Origin of the sequence: Pseudorhodoferax sp. Leaf274 (assembly GCF_001422445.1) — a bacterium.
GTDB lineage: Bacteria > Pseudomonadota > Gammaproteobacteria > Burkholderiales > Burkholderiaceae_C > Pseudorhodoferax.
Window position 1 is genome coordinate 794,902 of record NZ_LMNA01000001.1, and the last position, 18,230, is coordinate 813,131.

Annotated in this window: 15 protein-coding genes; 6 read left to right on the forward strand and 9 right to left on the reverse strand. The window is 71.8% G+C overall.

Annotated elements, in window-relative coordinates; translation table 11 throughout:
* Window positions 1-77 precede the first annotated feature (77 nt).
* From ASF44_RS03650 to ASF44_RS03665, 4 genes are all read left to right on the forward strand, one after another.
* Window positions 78-1,772: an acyl-CoA dehydrogenase family protein gene (locus ASF44_RS03650; RefSeq protein WP_056897775.1), complete on the forward strand. Its 1,695-nt coding sequence runs from the start codon at window positions 78-80 to the stop codon at window positions 1,770-1,772.
* A 68-nt stretch (window positions 1,773-1,840) separates the two neighbouring features.
* Window positions 1,841-2,809 (forward strand): tripartite tricarboxylate transporter substrate binding protein, encoded by a 969-nt coding sequence (locus ASF44_RS03655; protein WP_056897776.1) that lies wholly within the window; start codon window positions 1,841-1,843, stop codon window positions 2,807-2,809.
* A gap of 52 nt (window positions 2,810-2,861) precedes the next feature.
* Window positions 2,862-3,278 (forward strand): PaaI family thioesterase, encoded by a 417-nt coding sequence (locus ASF44_RS03660; protein WP_056897777.1) that lies wholly within the window; start codon window positions 2,862-2,864, stop codon window positions 3,276-3,278.
* A 64-nt stretch (window positions 3,279-3,342) separates the two neighbouring features.
* A complete protein-coding gene (locus ASF44_RS03665) occupies window positions 3,343-4,473 on the forward strand; it encodes a CaiB/BaiF CoA-transferase family protein (RefSeq protein ID WP_056897778.1) in 1,131 nt (376 codons plus the stop codon).
* Between the two features lie 52 nt (window positions 4,474-4,525).
* Here the strand turns inward: ASF44_RS03665 and ASF44_RS03670 are convergent, their stop codons facing one another.
* The 4 genes from ASF44_RS03670 to ASF44_RS03685 form a co-directional block, all read right to left on the reverse strand.
* Window positions 4,526-6,655: a catalase gene (locus tag ASF44_RS03670; RefSeq protein WP_056898190.1), complete on the reverse strand. Its 2,130-nt coding sequence runs from the start codon at window positions 6,653-6,655 to the stop codon at window positions 4,526-4,528.
* Between the two features lie 429 nt (window positions 6,656-7,084).
* Window positions 7,085-7,513, reverse strand: a complete 429-nt coding sequence (locus ASF44_RS03675) for a surface-adhesin E family protein (protein ID WP_056897779.1) — start codon at window positions 7,511-7,513, stop codon at window positions 7,085-7,087.
* A gap of 94 nt (window positions 7,514-7,607) precedes the next feature.
* A complete protein-coding gene (locus ASF44_RS03680; RefSeq protein ID WP_056897780.1) occupies window positions 7,608-9,578 on the reverse strand; it encodes a pectate lyase in 1,971 nt (656 codons plus the stop codon).
* A gap of 333 nt (window positions 9,579-9,911) precedes the next feature.
* The gene (locus ASF44_RS03685) at window positions 9,912-10,472 is read right to left on the reverse strand and encodes a pyridoxamine 5'-phosphate oxidase family protein (protein WP_056897781.1); all 561 of its coding nucleotides are present in this window, start codon (window positions 10,470-10,472) and stop codon (window positions 9,912-9,914) included.
* A 110-nt stretch (window positions 10,473-10,582) separates the two neighbouring features.
* Between ASF44_RS03685 and ASF44_RS03690 the strand changes: the two genes are divergently transcribed.
* Complete coding sequence (locus ASF44_RS03690) at window positions 10,583-11,506, forward strand: LysR family transcriptional regulator (protein WP_056897782.1); 924 nt, start codon at window positions 10,583-10,585, stop codon at window positions 11,504-11,506.
* 87 nt (window positions 11,507-11,593) lie between these two features.
* Here ASF44_RS03690 and ASF44_RS03695 read toward each other — a convergent pair whose 3' ends face one another.
* Window positions 11,594-12,607 carry a GGDEF domain-containing protein gene (locus ASF44_RS03695; protein WP_056897783.1) on the reverse strand — a complete coding sequence of 338 codons (1,014 nt, stop codon included), beginning with the start codon at window positions 12,605-12,607 and terminating at the stop codon, window positions 11,594-11,596.
* A 176-nt stretch (window positions 12,608-12,783) separates the two neighbouring features.
* On the opposite strand from ASF44_RS03695, the gene ASF44_RS03700 reads away from it, so the two are divergent.
* A complete protein-coding gene (locus ASF44_RS03700; protein WP_200930547.1) occupies window positions 12,784-13,314 on the forward strand; it encodes an MOSC domain-containing protein in 531 nt (176 codons plus the stop codon).
* A 22-nt stretch (window positions 13,315-13,336) separates the two neighbouring features.
* Here the strand turns inward: ASF44_RS03700 and ASF44_RS03705 are convergent, their stop codons facing one another.
* Genes ASF44_RS03705 through ASF44_RS03720 form a run of 4 tightly spaced genes read right to left on the reverse strand, consistent with a single transcriptional unit; the run spans window position 13,337 to window position 18,165 of the window.
* The gene (locus tag ASF44_RS03705) at window positions 13,337-14,638 is read right to left on the reverse strand and encodes a biosynthetic peptidoglycan transglycosylase (protein WP_235579114.1); all 1,302 of its coding nucleotides are present in this window, start codon (window positions 14,636-14,638) and stop codon (window positions 13,337-13,339) included.
* Entirely contained in the window at window positions 14,635-15,228 is a 594-nt protein-coding gene (locus ASF44_RS03710; RefSeq protein ID WP_056897785.1) for a hypothetical protein, read from the reverse strand. Before ASF44_RS03710 ends, ASF44_RS03705 begins: the two co-directional genes overlap by 4 nt.
* Window positions 15,212-16,084: an exosortase Q gene (xrtQ, locus tag ASF44_RS03715; RefSeq protein WP_056897786.1), complete on the reverse strand. Its 873-nt coding sequence runs from the start codon at window positions 16,082-16,084 to the stop codon at window positions 15,212-15,214. Before xrtQ ends, ASF44_RS03710 begins: the two co-directional genes overlap by 17 nt.
* Complete coding sequence (locus tag ASF44_RS03720) at window positions 16,081-18,165, reverse strand: VIT domain-containing protein (protein WP_200930548.1); 2,085 nt, start codon at window positions 18,163-18,165, stop codon at window positions 16,081-16,083. The genes xrtQ and ASF44_RS03720 overlap by 4 nt, the downstream gene beginning before the upstream one ends.
* Window positions 18,166-18,230: the final 65 nt, after the last annotated feature.

Sequence of the window (18,230 nt, forward strand, 5' to 3'; positions counted from 1 at the left end):
TGGGTCGAGTCGGCAACGATATTGGACACGCATGGATCAGCGCCGCACCATCGCGCTTCCACGCAGGAGACAAGCGAATGCCCGACACCGCCGCCCACCCCATCCCCGACCGCCACGGCCAGAACCTGTTCACCACCGACACGGAGCTGCACCAACTGCTGCAGCTCTACCTGCCCGACGCACTGCGCCGCCACATGCTGCCGCACTTCGAGCGTCTGGGCGGCCTGGCCGGCGGCGAGCTGGACACGCTGGCCGGCACGGCCGACCACAACCCGCCCGTTCTGGAGCACCGCACGCGCACGGGGCTGGATATGCAGCGCATCGCCAAGCACCCGGCCTACGTGGAGATGGAGCGGCTGGCGCTGTCCGAGTTCGCCATGGGCGCCATCTCGCACCGCGACGAGAGCTTCGGCTGGCAAGGCAAGATGCCGCCGGCCGTCAAGTACGTGCTGTTCTACCTGTTCGTGCAGGCCGAGTTCGGCCTGTGCTGCCCGGTCTCGATGACGGACTCGCTCACGCGCACGCTCAAGAAGTTCGGCGACCCCGAACTGGTGGCGCGCTGCCTGCCGCGCCTGACCTCGCTGGACTTCGACGAACTGGCCCAGGGCGCCATGTTCATGACCGAGCAGGCGGCCGGCTCCGACATCGCCGCCACGCTCACGCGGGCCAGCGCCCAGGGCGATGGCAGCTGGCGCCTGACGGGCGACAAGTGGTTCTGCTCCAACCCCGACGCCGACTTCGCCATGGTGCTGGCCCGGCCCGATGGCGCACCGCCCGGCATCAAGGGCGTCTCGCTGTTCCTGTTGCCGCGCGTGCTGGAGGATGGCAGCCGGAACCGCTACCGCATCGTGCGCCTCAAGCACAAGCTGGGCACCCGCTCCATGGCCTCGGGCGAGATCACGCTCGACGGCGCGCAGGCCTGGCTCGTGGGCGAGCGCGGCCGCGGCTTCGTGCAGATGGCCGACATGGTCAACAACTCGCGCCTGTCCAACGGCGTGCGCTCGGCCGGCATGATGCGCCGCGCCTGCGCCGAGGCCGAGTTCATCGCCAGCCAGCGCATGGCCTTCGGCAAGCGGCTGGCCGACATGCCGCTGATGCAGCGCCAGCTCGACAAGCTGCGCCTGCCGGCCGAGCAGGCGCGCTCCATGGTGTTCCAGACCGCGCAGGCGCTGCAGCGTTCGGACGCGGGCGAGGAGGGCGCCTATGCGCTGCTGCGCATCCTCACGCCGATGATCAAGTTCCGCGCCTGCCGCGATGCGCGCAAGGTGGCCGGCGACGCGATGGAGGTGCGCGGCGGCTGCGGCTACATCGAGGAGTGGTCCGACGCGCGGCTGGTGCGCGATGCGCACCTGGGCTCGATCTGGGAAGGCACCAGCAACATCGTGGCGCTCGACGTGGTCCGCGCCATCCAGCGCGAGAACGCGCTGCCCGTGCTGCAGGCGCACCTGCATGCGCTGCTGGATGCCGCGGCCCTGGCGCCGGCCTTCGGGCAGGCCCTGCGGGGCGCCCTCGCTCGCGCCGCCGCGCTGGCCCAGACGGCGGCGGCGCAGGGCGGCGAGGTGCTGGCGCGCCAGGCCGCCAGCGGCCTGTACCACTGCACCAGCGCCATCGCCATGGCCTGGGAGGCCAGCCGCACGGGCTCGGCCGCACGGCTGCGCTGGGCGCAGCTGGTGCTGCTGCACCGCGTGTTGCCGCGCGATCCGCTGGCCATCGCCGACATCCCGGCCGACTGGCAGGCCGGCGCCACGCGCCCCGCGGCGGTCGCGGCCTGAGTTCGAACGCCTTGCCCACCCGCCACCCGTTGGCGGGCAGCCCTTTCCTTGCCCTTCCGGAGACCACCATGCGCATCCTCGCCACCCTGCTGTCCGCCGTGCTGCTGGCCCTCGCGCCCACGGCGCAGGCCGACACCTTCCCCGACAAACCCGTCATGCTGGTCGTGCCCTTCCCGCCCGGCGGGCCGACCGACGCCATGGCCCGCCTGCTTGCTGCCGAGATGAAGGACAAGCTCGGCCAGCCCGTGATCGTGGAGAACCGCGCCGGCGCGGGCGGCAACATCGGCGCCGAATACGTGGCGCGCGCCGCGGCCGACGGGCAGACGCTGCTGTTCGGCACCTCCGGCCCGCTGGCCATCAACGTGAGCCTGTACCGCAAGAGCGGCTACGACCCGGTCAAGAGCTTCGCGCCCGTCGTCCAGATCGGCCACCTGCCCAACATCCTGGTCGTGCACCCCGGCGTGCCGGCGCAGAACGTGCGCGAGCTGATCGCCTACGCCAAGGCCAACCCGGGCAAGCTCAGCTACGCGTCCTCGGGCAACGGTGCGTCCTCGCACCTGGCCGGCGTGCTGTTCAACGAGAAGGCCGGCACCGACATCCAGCACATCCCGTACAAGGGCACGGGCCCGGCGCTCAACGACCTGCTGGGCGGCCAGGTCGCGATGAGCTTCACCGACGTGCTGACCGCGCTGCCCTACGTCAAGGCCGGCAAGCTGCGCGCGCTGGGCATCGCCACTGCACAGAGATCGCAGGCGCTGCCCGACCTGCCCAGCATCGCCGAGCAGGGCGTGCCCGGCTACGACGTGAGCGTGTTCTTCGGCATCGTGGCGCCTGCCGGCACGCCGGCCGACCGCATCGCCAGGCTGAACAAGGCCTTCGTGGAGGTGCTGGCCAGCCCCAAGGTGAAGGAGCTGTTCGCCGCGCAGGGGCTGGAGAGCGCGCCCGACCACTCGCCCGCGCAACTGGCGAAGTTCATCGCCGCGCAGAAGGCCGCCTGGGCGGCGGTGGTCCGGCAGTCCGGTGCGCAACTCGATTGACGGGGGCCGTCCGGTAACCTCCGGCTTCCTTCCGCTCCGCCCCGACGCACCCATGCCCTCCTTCGAGAACGAAGCCCCCGACACCCTGTTCAGCCTGCGCATGCCCATGGTCCAGGCCTTCGGCCTGCGTGGCCTGCACATCGAAGGCGACGAAGCGCGCGTGCTGATGCCCGCCAACCCGCAGCACACCAACAGCCGCGGCGACGTGCACGGCGGCGCCTATGCGGTGCTGATGGACTGCGTGCTGTCCTGCGCCGCGCGCGCCCACGATCCCGCACGCTACGGCGTCATCACGGTCGACATGGCGCTGCACTACGTGGCCGGCACGCGTGGCAACGTCACCGCCACGGCCCGCTGCGAGCGGCGTGGCAAGTCGCTGTGCTTCGTGCGCGGCGAGGCGCACGACGCCGACGGCAACCTGCTCACGCTCGCGACCGGCACCTTCAAGCTGGTCGAGCGCATGACATGACCCACCTCCTGCTCCGCGGCCCTGCGCGCCGCATTGCGGCGAGTTCTACCGATTGGAGATTCCCATGACGATCGCTCCCGGCGCACTGGCCGGCATCCGCGTGCTCGACCTCTCGCGCATCCTCGGCGGCCCCTACTGCGGCCAGATCCTCGGCGACCACGGCGCCGACGTGCTCAAGGTCGAGCCGCCTGGCGGTGACGACACGCGCACCTGGGGGCCGCCCTTCAAGGATGGCGTGGCCTCCTACTACCACGGCCTGAACCGCAACAAGCGCGTGCAACACCTGGATCTCTCCGATCCGGCCGAGCGCGACAAGCTGCTGGCCCTGGTGGGCGAGGCCGACGTGCTGGTGGAGAACTTCAAGACCGGCACCATGGAGCGCTGGGGCATCGGCTACGAACAACTGTCGCAGCGCTTCCCGCGCCTGATCTGGTGCCGCGTCTCGGGCTTCGGCGCCGACGGCCCGCTGGGCGCGCTGCCCGGCTACGACGCCGCCGTGCAGGCCATGACCGGCCTCATGAGCGTGAACGGCGAGGCCGGTGGCGAGCCGCTGCGCGTGGGCCTGCCCGTGGTCGACATGGTCACGGGCCTGAACGCCGTGATCGGCGTGCTGCTGGCGCTGCAGGAGCGCCACAGGAGCGGCCAGGGCCAGTTCGTCGAGGCCGCGCTGTACGACGCCGGCATCTCGCTGCTGCACCCGCACGCGGCCAATTGGTTCATGGACGGCCGCGTGCCGGGCCGCACGGGCAACGCCCACCCCAACATCTACCCCTACGACACCGTGCGCACCGCCACCGACCCGGTGTTCCTGGCCGTGGGCAACGACCGCCAGTTCGCGGCGCTGTGCCGCGTGATCGGCGTGCCCGAGCTGGCGCAGCACGCCGACTACCGCGAGGCCGGCGGCCGCTCGGTGCACCGCGCAGCGCTCAAGCCGCTGCTGGAGGCGGCGCTGGAGAAGTTCGACGGCCGCCAGCTCGTCGACGACCTCATGGCCGCCGGCGTGCCGGCCGCGCCCGTGCTGCCGGTGGACGCGGCGCTGACGCACCCGCACACGGCGCACCGCGGCATGGTGGTGGCGCTGGAAGGCGGCTACCGCGGTGTCGGCGCGCCGGTGAAGCTGAGCCGCACGCCGGCCAGCTACCGGCATGCGCCGCTGACGGCGGGAGAGCGGTTCCTCGACGAGCGGGAAGGCTGAAGAGGCCACCCGCTCCGCAGCGGCGCCATGGGCGCGCTGCGGTCCATCCGCATCAGGCCGCCATGGCCTGCTGGGCCGCGCGATCCCACCGTCGGTGGGCGCCCATGTCGGCGATGAAGCGGGCCGTGAGGGCGGGCAGGTCGGTCCCGGTCGAGACGCCGGCCGGTGGGGTCGCGCCCGGCAGCACCCCGGCCGTCTTCAGGAAATCGGCGGCTTCGGACATGGCCGCCACCGGCTTGGCATGCTTGAACGCCTCGCGCACGAAGTGCACGGCGTCGCCGCTGGCCTGCAGTTGCGCCACGCTGCCCGCGCCGCCGAACACGCACACGGCGTCGAACACGACCGAGGGCATGGTGACGATCAGGTGGTCCACCGGCACGCTGCCGCCCGCCGCGCCGGCCAGCGTGCCCAGCCGCGTCGACAGCACCTTCACCCCCGCGCCGGCCTTCACCAACGCGGCCTTCATCGCCTGCAGGCTGGCGATGTCCACGCCATCGGCCGCCAGGAACGCCACCTGCCGGCTGGCGATGCCCGTGGGGTTGCCGCGCGCGATCATGCTGAGCTTGGGCGACGGCGGATAGCGCTTGTCGCCCACGCGCGCGCTGGCGGCCGGCACCGGGATGCCGAGCACCTGCGCCACGCGGGCGGCCAGCTCGCGGTCCACGTTGACCAGGTTGGACAGCATGCGCACGCGCACCGCGGGCACGGCGACCTTGGCCAGCTCGAACTGCAGCGCCTCCACGATGTGCTGCTGCTCCACCGGCGTCTGGCTCTGCCAGAACAGTGTGGCCTGCGAATAGTGGTCGGCGAAGGTCTCGGAGCGGTGGCGCACCTTGGGCCCGTTCACGGCCTCGGGGAAGCTCGCGAAGCCGCCCTGCGACGCCGGCACCTCGCGGATCGGTGGCCCGTCGATGGAGCTCGGCTCGTAGTTGATGCGGCCCTTGGCAATCGTCTGGCGATGAAAGCCGTCGCGGTTCATGTTGTGCATGGGGCAGACCGGCCGGTTGATCGGGATCTCGTGGAAGTTGGGCCCGCCCAGCCGCGTGAGCTGGGTGTCCAGGTACGAGAACATCCGGCCCTGCAGCAGCGGGTCGTCGGACACGTCGATGCCGGGCACCAGGTTGCCGGTGTGGAAGGCCACCTGCTCGGTCTCGGCGAAGTAGTTGTCGGGGTTGCGGTTGAGCTGCATCTTGCCGATGGGGCGCACCGGCACCAGTTCCTCCGGGATCAGCTTGGTCGCGTCCAGCAGGTCGAAGCCGAAACGGGTCGCGTCGGCCTCCTCCACCACCTGCACGCCCAGCTCCCATTCGGGGAAATGTCCGGCGTCGATCGCATCGGCCAGGTCGCGGCGGTGGAAGTCCGGGTCCTTGCCGGCCAGCTTCTGCGCCTCGTCCCAGGCCAGGCCGTGCACACCGGCGAGCGGCTTCCAGTGGAACTTGACGAAGCGGCTCACGCCTTGCGCATTGACCATGCGGAAGCTGTGCACGCCGAAGCCCTCCATCATGCGGTAGGAGCGCGGGATGGCGCGGTCCGACATGATCCACATCACCATGTGCGTGGACTCGGGCACCAGCGAGATGAAGTCCCAGAAGGTGTCGTGCGCGGTCGAGGCCTGGGGAATCTCGCGGTCGGCCTCCGGCTTGGCAGCGTGCACCAGGTCGGGGAACTTGATGGCGTCCTGGATGAAGAACACCGGGATGTTGTTGCCCACCAGGTCGTAGTTGCCTTCCTGCGTGTAGAACTTGGTGGCGAAGCCCCGCACGTCGCGCGCCGTATCGGCCGACCCGCGCGAGCCCGAGACGGTGGAGAAGCGCACGAACACCGGCGTGGTGAGGGCCGGGTCATTCAGGAACCTGGCCTTGGTCAGGCTGTCCTGCGGCGCGTAGACGCGGAACACGCCGTGGGCTGCCGCGCCGCGCGCATGCACCACGCGCTCGGGGATGCGCTCGTGGTCGAACGCCATGATCTTCTCGCGCAGCAACTGGTCTTCGAGCAAGGTCGGGCCGCGGCGGCCGGCCTTGAGCGAATTCTGGTTGTCGGAGATCTTCAGGCCCTGGTTGCTCGTCAACAGCTGGCCGGCGTCCACGGAAGTCTCCGTTGCCAGGTCGGCGGCCTTGTCCACGGCCTTGGCGGCTGCGGGCGTATTGGGCGCGTTGGGAGCGCCCTGCGCGGCGGCGCCCATCAGCATGGGCGCCACGGCGGCTCCGGCGGTGGTGATGCCCGCGGTGCCGAGGAACCTGCGCCGGGACGGCTCGACCGTGCCCGCAGGGCTCTGCTTGTCATCGTTCATGGAATCTTTCAGTGAGGAAGGGTGGCCCGCCGTGTCCGTGGCGGGGCGGCCCCGTGCGGGGCGTTGCATCAGCGCGCGGTTGACGCGATGGCCACGTGCAAGGTGGCGGCGGCGAAGATGTCGGACAGGCCATGGTCCGCCCGCGCAGGACGCGCCGGCGTAAGACATCGCGCAGACAAAGGCAGATGCCTGTCCCACGCCGGCCGCATGCGCGGCGCCGTCTGCAGGCATCCCGGCCGCACCCGCCGGGCGGCGAAACCTGGTGGTGCGGTGGGCGACCGGGGTGGGCGCCGCGCCCCCGGCCTCACCGCCCCGGCGGCGTCAGCGGACCTGGCAGGCCGCGCGCAGGATGGTGTCCTTCGGATTGGGCACCAGCCCGCCGAAGGCCATCGGGCGTATTTCGGGGAAGTTCTGGAAACTGGAGGCGCCACGCCAACCGGCCTGCTCGAAGCGTGTCTGGTGCACGTGCACGATCGCCGATGCGAGGCAGTCGATCTCGATCAGGGAGACGTAGGACTGGTACTTCTCGCCCGATGCCATGGTGCGCTGGGCCGCCAGGTTGACGCGCAGGTCCATGGCCTTCTTCTCTCCGCGGAACGACAGTTCCCCGACATTGAGTTCGACGGTATCTGCCGTCGGCTCTGTCAGGTCGCCCATGACGGTGAACCACAAGGGCGCCGCCGTGGCCACCGGTGCGCACGAGAAGGCCAGCACCGTGAGGCCGTAGGTCAGGGCGGACATCTTGTGCATGGCCGAGTTTAGGGCGCAAGTGGCCGGCCCCCTGTGCAACCAGGCGGTGTCTTGAACCTACAGCCCCGGCAGCCTGGCCGGGGCCTGCGCCGGCTCAGGCCTTGTAGGCCGGATCGGTCACCCCGGCGACGGGCGCGATGAAGCTCACGAGGTTGCCCAGGTTGCCCACGAAGGTGCTGCTGTTGATGACCTGCTCGACCGCGGGCGGGTTGGAGACATAGGGCTCCCTGGCGGGCATCTGGTTGCTGCCGAAGGGCGAGGTGTCGAACTGGTCGCCCACGTGCGTGCTCATGTACTCCTTGCCCAGGTAGGGCGTGTCCGGCCCGTTCCGGGTGTAGGCGTTGGTGAAGACCGACTGGTCTTCGCTCCAGTAGTTCTTCTCGCCCAGGCTGTCGATCAGCGTCTGGGTCTGCGCTGCGGTGCGCGTCGCCGTGCCTTTCACGGAATTGGCCCACAGGTGCTGGAAGTCCACCTCGCCGTTGACCGTGAAGTACATGGGCAGCACACGCTCGCCCGGCACGTTGAGCGGCGAGTTGGCCACCATCGCGGCGATCTCGGCGTTGGACAGCGCCAGCATCCTGGCCAGCGTCGCGCGCGGGGCCGCGGTGCTGGCGTTCTGCGAGGCGCCGTAGTGGCCCGGCGTGCGGCGCCAGTCGTGGTCGATGAAGTAGGCGCCGTTCCAGATGTTGCTGCCGTAGCGGTGCGGAAAGCGCGGGCGGTTCGATTCCAGCTCCACCACGCGTGCGTGCGTGCCCGTCAGGATGCTCTCCGGGTCACCGGTCGGGCGCGCCGTGGTGCGTGCGCGCTGGTCCTCGCGCAGCGCGCAGGTGTCGATCCAGTCGAACACCTTGGAGAGCTTGGACAGGTACTTCTTGTCGCCGGTCAGCCGGAAGTAGTGGAACAGCTGCGTGGCGTTGGTGATCGAGACCGAGGGGCTCAGGCCGCGCGGCTCGTAGCTGCGTGCCGCGGCCGGCAGCCCGGCCTTGCGCAGCACGCCGTAGGCGTCCACCGTGTCGGCCGACAGATGCTGCAGGCCCCAGCCGGCCTGCGGCGTCGCCGTCGCGTTCGGGTTGCTGGCCTTGGCGGTGTCGCCGTCGTACTCGTACATGATGTTGTACATGCAGTCCATGGCGGCCACGGCCGGGGCTTTCAGGCCCATGTCGCCCAGGCCGAAGGAGGCGAGCATCAGGAACTTGATGTTCTCGCCCATCACGTCGTCGTTGAAGGTCACGAAGTTCGTGTAGTCGCCGTCTTCCATGCCGCTGAAGATGCCGGTGTAGCCCGGCTGGCCCGGTACTCCGCCGGGGCCCTGGCCGATGTAGTCGCCGTTCCGGTTGCCGGGCACCAGCTGCTCCCAGCCCGGGCCGGTCGGCGGCCAGTTCGGCGCCGGCATGGCCCGGGTGGCGTTGTAGGCCCGCGGGAAGCGCTGCGGCCAGCCGCCGGCGGCGACGCCGGACTTGAACTGCGCGTCGAGGATGAAGGCGATGGCCTTGTCGACCGCGGTCTTGAAGCGCGGGTCCTTCTTCTCCAGGTACATGCGCAGCATGAACTGCGCCGACACGGCCGTGGTGGCGTCGTCGAAGGTGGCGTTGCCGTAGTAGTGCTGGAACTCCTCCAGCCGCCAGCCGTTGGCGCCGACCGTCTCGTACCAGCGCTTGAGCGAGGACTCGCCGGCCAGGTCGTAGATGTAGTTCCAGCCGCCCGAGGGATGCTGGGCCTCGACCATGACCAGCGCCGTGCGCTCGGCGGCCTTGTAGAAGGTCTCGTCCTTGGTGGCGTGGTAGGCGTCGATCAGGGCATGGCCTACCGAGGGTGTGCCGGTCGGCTGCATCCAGACCATGGACGAGGTGGCCTCCATCTCGCCCCAGCACTTGTTGCGGTTCGACGCCAGATAAGACCAGACGTAGGCGCCGCTGGAAGAGACGCTCTGGTCCATGTAGCGCGCGGCGCGGCGCATGGCCAGCTTGGTCGATTGGCGGAACGGATCGGGATCGACGGGCAACTCGGGCTCGGCCGGCGTCGCCGGCTCGCCGCCGTCGTCGCCGCCGCCGCAAGCGGTCGTCACAAGGGCTCCGGCAACGGAACCGAGGAAAAGTCTGCGCTCCATGGTGTCTCCTGGTTTGGAATGAAAAGAAGCTGTGCCTGGGCCGGCGTCAGGGCAATGCAACCTAACTTGTACGATGTCTGGCCAGCTGAATGGCTAGATAGGGCCGGATTCACTGTAAGTAAACGTTTAACTTTTGCGTCAGACGGCGCCAGTCGTCGTATGACTGACTGTATGCCCGCGCGAAGCGGGAAGTCAATGCGGTGCGGGGCTGGGTATTCCCTGGGGCGGCCGTGCGCGCGCTAGCCGCCGGCGCCCCGTACCGCTGGCCTGCGGGGCCCCTTGGCGGCGCCCTCAGTCGCCGGCCGCCTGCAGCGCGGCGATCTCGGCCTCGCTCCAGCGCGGCGTGATGTGCTGTGCGCAGTTCCAGTCGAAGGCCTCCAGCCGCAGCCGCACGATGCGCTCTGGCCGGCCGCGGTAGCCGGGCACCACCGCCTGCGCGGTCAGCGCGGGGTCGGCATCGAGCGCCAGCACTTCGGTATGCGCATAGACCTTGAGCCGCGCACGGCGGCGGTAGTCCATCAGGAACAGGCACACGCGGTCGTTCGCGCGCAGGTTGCCGGCGCTGATGTACTGCCGGTTGCCGCGGAAATCGGCGAACGCCAGCGTGCGCTCGTCCACCACCTTCAGGAAGCCGCGCGGCCCGCCGCGGTGCTGCATGTAGGGCCAGCCGGTCTCCGACACGGTGGCCATGTAGAAGCTGTCGCGCTCGGCGATGAAGGCGGCCTCGGCCTCGGTGAAGCGGTCGAAGTCGCGGTGGCCGGCGAAGTCGGTCCACAGGCTGTCGGCGCCCATGGCCGCCTGGGCGGCACGCACGCTCGGGGTGATGGCGATGTCGAGGAATCCGTAGGCCATGGCGTTCTCCTTGTGGGGTGTGCCAATGGTCCACCTTTCCAGTCCGATTGATAATCCAGGGATCCGGAGAATGAGTCTCCCGAAAAATGGAAAGGCGAACGCGCAGGCACATGGACCGTCTCGACGCCATGGCGATGCTGGTCAAGGTCACCGAGACCGGCAGCCTGTCGGCCGCCGGCCGCGCGCTGCAGGTGCCGCTGGCCACGCTGAGCCGGCGGATCTCCGACCTGGAGGCGCAACTGGGCACGCGCCTGCTGGTCCGCACCACGCGCAAGCTCACGCTCACCGACGCCGGCCAAGCCTACGTGGCGGCCGCGCGCCGCATCCTGGACCTGGTGCAGGCGGCCGAGCAGGAGGCAGCCGGCGAGTACACGGCGCCCCGCGGCGAACTCGTCGTCACCGCGCCGGTGCTGTTCGGCCGGCTGCACGTGCTGCCCATCGTGGCCGACTTCCTGGCCGCCTTCCCGCAGATCGACATCCGGCTGGTGCTGGCCGACCGCAACATCGACCTGGTCGACGACCACGTGGACATGGCCGTGCGCATCGGCCGCCTGCCCGACAGCAGCATGGTGGCCACGCAGGTGGGCCTGCTGCGCACGGTGGCCTGCGCCAGCCCGGCGCTGCTGGCCGCGCAGGGCACGCCGCAGGTGCCCGAGGACCTGGCCCGGCTGCCCTGCATCGCCGTGGACACGCCCATGCCCGCGCCCTCCTGGCGCTTCCGCGCGCCGGGCTCGGGCGCGCCGCGCGATGTCGCGGTGCGGCCGCGCCTGACCGTCACCCATCCGCAGGCCGCGGCCGATGCGGCCGTGCGCGGCATCGGCGTCGTGCGGCTGCTGCACTACCAGGTGGTGGATGCGCTGTGCAGCGGCGCGCTGCGGCCGGTGCTGGAGCCCTACGAGCCCGCGTCCGTGCCGGTGCACCTGGTGCATGCCGCGCGCGGGCAGATGCCGCTCAAGATGCGCCGGTTCATCGACGCTGCCGCGCCGCGGCTGCGGCAGGTGCTGGCGCAGGTTGCCGCGGGCGCACCGGCCTAGGTTCTGGCGGTGGCCACCTGGCCTGCATGGTCGGTGCCCGCCAGGGCCACGGCCGGCGGACTGCCGCTGCGGCGGGGGCGGCGTCGCTCACGCACCCTCGGCGCGGTTGCGGCCCTGGCGCTTGGCGGCATAGAGCGCCTCGTCGGCGCGCTGCACCAGCGACCCGCTGCTGTCGCTCGTCTGCGCAGTCGCCACGCCGCAGCTCACGCTGACGGCGTGATCGCCGGCCAGCGGCCGCGCGGCGATGTGGGCGCACAGCGCGCGGGCCTTGTCCAGTGTCTGCGCGAAGCCGGTCTCGGGCAGCACGGCGATGAACTCCTCGCCGCCCCAGCGGCCCAGCATGTCCACATCGCGCAGCACCTCCTTCGCGCGCGCGGCCAGGTCCACCAGCACCGCATCGCCGACGCCGTGGCCATGGCGGTCGTTGATCCGCTTGAAGTGGTCGATGTCGATCAGGATCACCGAGAAGGCGTGGCCGTAGCGCCTGGCGCGCACCAGTTCGGCGGCGACCTCTTCGCCCACGCGGCGCCGGTTCGCCAGGCCGGTCAGGGCGTCCGTGTTCGCCAGGCGCGCGAGCTCGTCCACCGTCAGCTGTGCCGCCTGCAGGCGGTGCTGGTAGCTGGAGAAGAAGTACAGCGCCGCGACCAGGATGGCCGAGACCATGTGCAGCTGGAACGTGAAGTTGGCATGCGGCGCCACGGGCCGCTGCAGCAGGTACGGCAGGCTGATGGCGACGAACAGCGCCAGGATGGCCAGCGACAGCCGCAGGCTGGACCGGTGCCCGGTCAGCGTGAAGGCGAACACGTAGATGACCGGGATCCACAGGTACAGCGGCTGGATGTCGATCTTCGCGCCCAGGGCGGGCACATACAGCCGCAGCGCCATGCAGGCGGCGCACAGGCCGGCCGCGAACAGCAGGCAGGCCATGTCGACCACGCGCATCGGCAGCAGCCGGCGCCAGAGCACGAAGAACGCCGCCGGATGGAACACGCCGTTCAGGCCGAACACCGCACGCAGCACGGCCGACGATTCGCCGCGCGCCTCGATGAGGCCCCAGGCCGTGACGGAGCCGATCCAGGCCAAGGCCAGGATGGCCAGCATGACACGGCGCTTGAGTGGGTCTGCAGCGGAGGGCAAGGGGTGGCGTGGGCGGAGTTCCGGGCGGCGAGAGTATCGCCAACACGTGTCAGGGCCCGGGCGACACCAGCTCCTGCAGCGCCTGCACCGGCAGCGGCGCATCGGCGGGGCGGGCGCAGCCCTGTGCGAGCATGCGGGCCATGTCTGATTTGCGCCACCTGTCCCGCCAGTTCCCGCACGCCGGCCGCGTGCAGGCCATCGTGCTGCGCCCCGCGCGCGATGCGCCCGCGCTGTCGGTGGAGCGCGCGCTGGCGCTGCCCGAGCGCGGCCTGCAGGGCGACCGCAGTGCCGCGCGGCCGGCCAGCCGGCCGGGCGGCGGCAAGCGCCAGGTCACGCTGCTGCAGGCCGAGCACCTGCCGCTGGTCGCGGCCTGGAGCGGCCTGGCACAGATCGACGCCACGCAGCTGCGCCGCAACCTCGTGGTCGAGGGGCTGAACCTGGTGGCGGCGCGCACCCTGTTCGCCGACCAGCCGCTCGTGCTGTGCATCGGCACGGCGGTGGTGCTGCAGTTGACCGGGCCCTGCGATCCCTGCTCGAAGATGGAGGCCACGCTGGGGCCGGGCGGCTACAACGCGCTGCGCGGGCACGGTGGCATGACGGCGCGCGTGCTGCAGGGCGGGGAGGTCGCGGTGGGCGATGCGGTGCGGGTGGAGGTGGCGTCGCCTGGGTAGCTGCGCCGGGCCGAAGAGCCATTCATCCCGAGGAAGAAAGCAGCCGGCCGGGGGCCGATGGCGGCGGCCCCATGTCCCGCAGCGCCCCCTGCACAGCCCGCCGCTCGCGCTCCCGCGTGCCGCCGCGCAGGTTGCCGGCGACCCATCCGGCCCGCTCCAGCGCGATGCCGCCGCTGCGCATCCAGGCGCGCGCCTCGGCATCGGGCTGGTGCAGCATGGCCGCCAGCCACACGGCCTGGGCCGGGGCCAGCTCCCGCGCACTGCGCCCGAAGTAGCCGCGCGCCGCCGCCTCGGCACCGCACAGGCCCGCGCCCCAGGGCGCGTTGTCCAGGTACAGCTGCAGGATGCGCGCCTTGCCCAGCGTCTGCTCCATCTCCACGGCGTAGAGCAGTTCGCGCAGCTTGCGCGTGGCGCTGCGTTCGTCGCCCGTCACGAGGCGCTTGGCCAACTGCTGGCCCAGCGTGCTGGCGCCGCGGCGCACGCCGCCTTCGGCCTGGTTGGCCTGCAGCGCGGCCTGCAATTCGCGGATGTCGTAGCCGGGGTGCTCGAAGAAGCGCTGGTCTTCGGCCGCCAGCACGGCGCGCACCAGCCAGTCCCTGGACTGCAGCCGGCTCGGCGCGCCGCAGCTGGTGCTGGCGCGGGCCCAGGCCTCGGTGCCCAGGCCCTGCACCGTGAAGCCTTCGAGTTGCGGCTGCATGCGCAGCGGGCCGGCCGGCAGCTGCCAGCTGGCCTGCACCTTGAGCCGGCCGCCGATGCGGGCCTGCCGCAGCTCGGGCAGGTCCGGCGCCAGCACGGCGTAGGCGTCGGCGATGGGGGTGTCGGGCACGCGCAGCTGCAGCGCCAGGCCGTCGTCCTGCAGCCGGCCCGTGAACCAGGCCTGCAGCGCGGGGCCGTCGTCCACGCCGGTGTCGGCGCGGACCAGGCCCTGCACGCTTTCGAAGTCGCGGAACACCGCGATCTGCAGCCTTTGCAGCTGCAGCGGTGTGCTGCCCAGTGCGGACGCCGGCAGGCGGCACGGCGCGCACTGCAGGTGCAGGCTGCGGTCGGCGGGTTGCCATTGCAGCTGCACCGGCCCCCAGCGCGTGCGCAGCCGGCGGCCATCCAGCCAGCGCGCGAATGGCGCTGCCGTGGCCACGCGCAGCACCGCCGGCACGCTGACGGCCGTCTGCCAGGTGCCGATGCGCAGCGGCGCCGCCCATTCGCCGGGCCGCGGCGCCAGCAGCCGCAGTGCCACGGCGCCCCCCAGCAGCAGGGCCACCAGCAGGGCCAGCAATACGGCGGCCAGCGTGCGCAACACCGGCCGCAACGCCTTGGCCGGATTCACAGCAGCCTCGCTGGCGCGGCGGAGGGGAGCGGTGTGGCCGTCGTCACGGCCAGCCAGGGGCCGGCGGACTGGCCGCGCAGGGCGGCCCAGTACCAGGCCGAGGTGTCGGTGAAGGCCTGGCCCCGGGCGTCGGTCGTGCGTTCGCACACGCGCAGCGGCTGGCCGCCGTGGCGCGTGGCGACGAAGCAGCGCCACAGCTGTGCATGCGCGTCGTGCTCCAGCCGCGCGCTCGCGATGCTGTAGCCCAGCGCGCGGTAGCAGTCCTCGGCCGGGTGCAGCATGCGCGTGGGCGCCGTCACATGGCGCAGCACCAGCACGCGTTCGCCGTCCGTCATGCGCGCGATGGCGCCCGGGAACTGCCGTGCGAAGCGCTGCTCCACAGGCCCCAGGGCCAAGGGGCGCAGCGCGGCGCCCTCCCATTGGCTGGGCCATTCCCAGGCCGTGGCCTCGGCGGGCGCCGCGGCGCCGGGCCGGACGGCTTCGGCCGCGCCCCAGAGCATGCACAGCGCCAGGCCCGTGGCGAAGGCAGTCTTGTGCAGCACGCGCTGCACGAAGCGGTTGGCGAACAGGGTTTCAAGCCGCGTGGGCATGGCGCACTCCGAAGGACAGGGGTGGGGCAGCGGGCCGCTGCATCTGCCAGGCGATCGCGGCGCAGACCGTGCCGAGCACGGCCAGGCCCAGCAGCTCGTGGCCCCAGGCCGGCAGCGGCCAGCCCGCGCCCTCGGCCGCCACGAGCAGCGTGTTGCGCAGCACGTTGCCGGCCAGCACCGTGAGGCCGACGATGGGCAGCCGGGCCAGCACGGTGCGGTCTGCCAGGCGCGCCCACAGCGCCGTGGCGCTGGCCGTGAAGTAGCCCAGCCAGGCCATCTGCACGCCCGAGCAGGGCGCGTCCACGATCACGAGGCGCCCGTCCACGAGCAGCGTGCTGCCTTCGCGCCAGACCGTGAAGAACGGCGCCAGCAGCCAGTGCGAGGCCTCGGCCGTGAGCACGCGCAGCGGGTAGCCGGCATAGAACTGCAGCGAGGACAGCAGCGGCAGCGCCAGCACCGCGAGCAGCAGCACGGGCACGGCCGCCACCTGGCGCGGCAGGAAGGCCAGCAGCGTGGCGGCCCCGGCCAGCACGGCCAGCAGGCTGGCCAGCAGCGGCGGCAGCGTGCCGTGCGCGAGCGTGGCGGCCAGCGTCAGCCCTGTGCCGGCGGCCAGCCAGACCAGCGCGGGCGAGGCGCGCAAGGCCTTGCGGTGCAGGCACGCCAGCGCGGTGAGCGCGGCCAGCGCCAACAGGCCCAGCGGGTCGTCCGCGCCGTCGGCCAGGCGCCGTGCCATCCAGGTCCAGGCGGGCAGCAGGGCCAGCGCCTGCAGCGCGATCCAGGCCCCGGCCGGCAGACGGTCGACGGCGATGCCCCAGCGCACGAACGCCGGCTTGCGGATCAGGTCGTGGCTGGTCATTGCGTGAAGCTCCCGCTGCGGGTGCGCCGGGCACGGCGCTGCAACATGGCCAGCACCGAGAGCACCAGCAGCACGGCGCCCAGCGTCTCGGGTTCGGGCGTGCTGGGCACCTCGGCGCCGGCGATCACGGTGGCGCTCTCACCCAGCGCGCGCTCGCCCACGCCCTGGGGCAGGGGCTGCGGCTGCTGCACGCGCTGGCTGTCGTGCGGGGCCAGGTTGCGCACCACCTGGTCGATGGCGATGAAGCTCGTGTAGGGCGTCAGCAGCGCGTAGTCCAGGCCCAGCCGCGTGATGGCGGCGCGCTGGGCGTCGCCGCCTTCCAGCGCTTCCTGGTCGGTCAGTTGGGCGATGCGGTGGCGCGCCCACAGCGCCGGCAGGGCGCTGGCCTGGCCGGCCGCGGCAGGCTGCACCTCCACCGCCTGCTGCCAAGGGCCGGCGGCCGTGTGGCCCAGCACCCGCATGCGGCCCTGCGGCTGGCCACGCCACTTGCCGAACACCACGACGGGCCGCTCGCCCAGCACATCGGGCTGCACGGCGGGTTCGAGGTCGTACACATCCAGGCCTTCGAACTGCAGGCGCACGCCGGTCAGCACGGGCGACTCCACCATGCGCCGAAAGCGTGCGGCCTGCCCGGGGGCCTGCACGGGGTCGGTGATGATGAAGGGCTCCCCGCCGCCGGCGCGGGCCAGGCCCTCGAGCAGCGCGCGGTTGACCGACGAGCCGATGCCGAAGGCGAACAGGTTGGCCTGGTTCAGGTGCTGGCGCACGAGCGCGAAGGCTTCCTGCTCCACGCTCACGTAGCCATCGGTGACGACAACGATGGTGCGCGCCACGTCGGGCGTCTTGGGCTCTGCGTAGACACGGCGCAGGGCGGGGATCAGCTCGGTGCCGCCGGCGCCCTGCGTCTGGCCCAGCGCGGCCAGCGCGCGGTCGATGTTGGCCTGCGTGGCAGGCACCGACCGGGGCGCCAGCATGCGGCTGCTGCCCGAGAACAGCAGCACGTTGAAGCGGTCGCCGGCCCGCAGGCCACCGATCAGGCGCTGCAGCATGGCCTTGGCGGTGTCCAGCGGAAAGCCGTGCATGGAGCCCGAGATGTCGACCACGAAGATGTATTCGCGCGGCGCGATCTGCGTGGCGGCCACGGCCTGGGGCGGCGCGACCAGCGCGAGGAAGAAGTTCTCGGCGCCTGGCCCCTGGCCTTCGGACAGCATCAGGCCCGCGGCCAGCTGGTCGCCGGCCAGGCTGTAGTCCAGCACGAAGTCGCGGTCGTTGGCCGGGCCGCTGCCTTCGGCCAGGCGCACGCTGGCGTGGCGGGGCTGGTCCTGCGGCTGCTCGACGGCGATGGCGTGCGTGCGCGAGCGGATGGCGCGCAGCGGCAGCGGTGCGTCCAGCTGCATCTGCAGCGTGAAGCGGCTGGCCGGTGGCTCGCCGGCGCGCAGCGTGGGTTGGGCAGCCCAGGTGTCCTGGCCCTGGCTGGCCGCGTGGGCGTAGCGCGGGCCGACGACGGTCGGGAACACGAATGCGTAGCGCCCGTCCTGCGGCAGCAGCAGTTCGGTGTAGCGCAGTTCCACGCGCACGTCGTCGCCGGGCAGGATGTTGGCGACACGCATCTGGAACACGTTGGGCCGCTGCTGCTCCAGCAGCGCCGCGGTCTTGCCTTCCTGTTTGGCGGTGGCGTACTCGATGCGCGCCTGCTGCTTCTCGCGGATCTGCGCCGTGACGAGCCGCTCGCCCAGGCGCACCTGCAGTCCGCCCACAGCGGCGCGCGTGGAGCCCGGGAACACGTAGTCGGCCTCGATGGCTTGCTGGCCCTCGTTGCGGTAGTGCTGCACCACGCGCACCTCGGCGATCACGCCGGAGACCTGCACCGAGACCTCGGTGCCCTTGAGCGGCAACGCGTCCGTGCCGGGCGCGCCGCCACGCACGACGAAGTAGGGGCTCTCGGTCTGCTGGCGCGGGCCGTCGGCGTCGCGCGGCTGCGCATAGGCGGGGCGGTGCAGCAGCGCTGCGCACAGCGCCAGCGCGGCTGCGGCAAGCCAGCGGCCGGTGGCGCTCTGGGGAAGAAGGAGGAAGGCGATCACGGGATGTCCGCTGGTGGCCGTGCGACGGTGCACGGGTGGGACTTTCAGTGGCGCGTGCGAAGGCA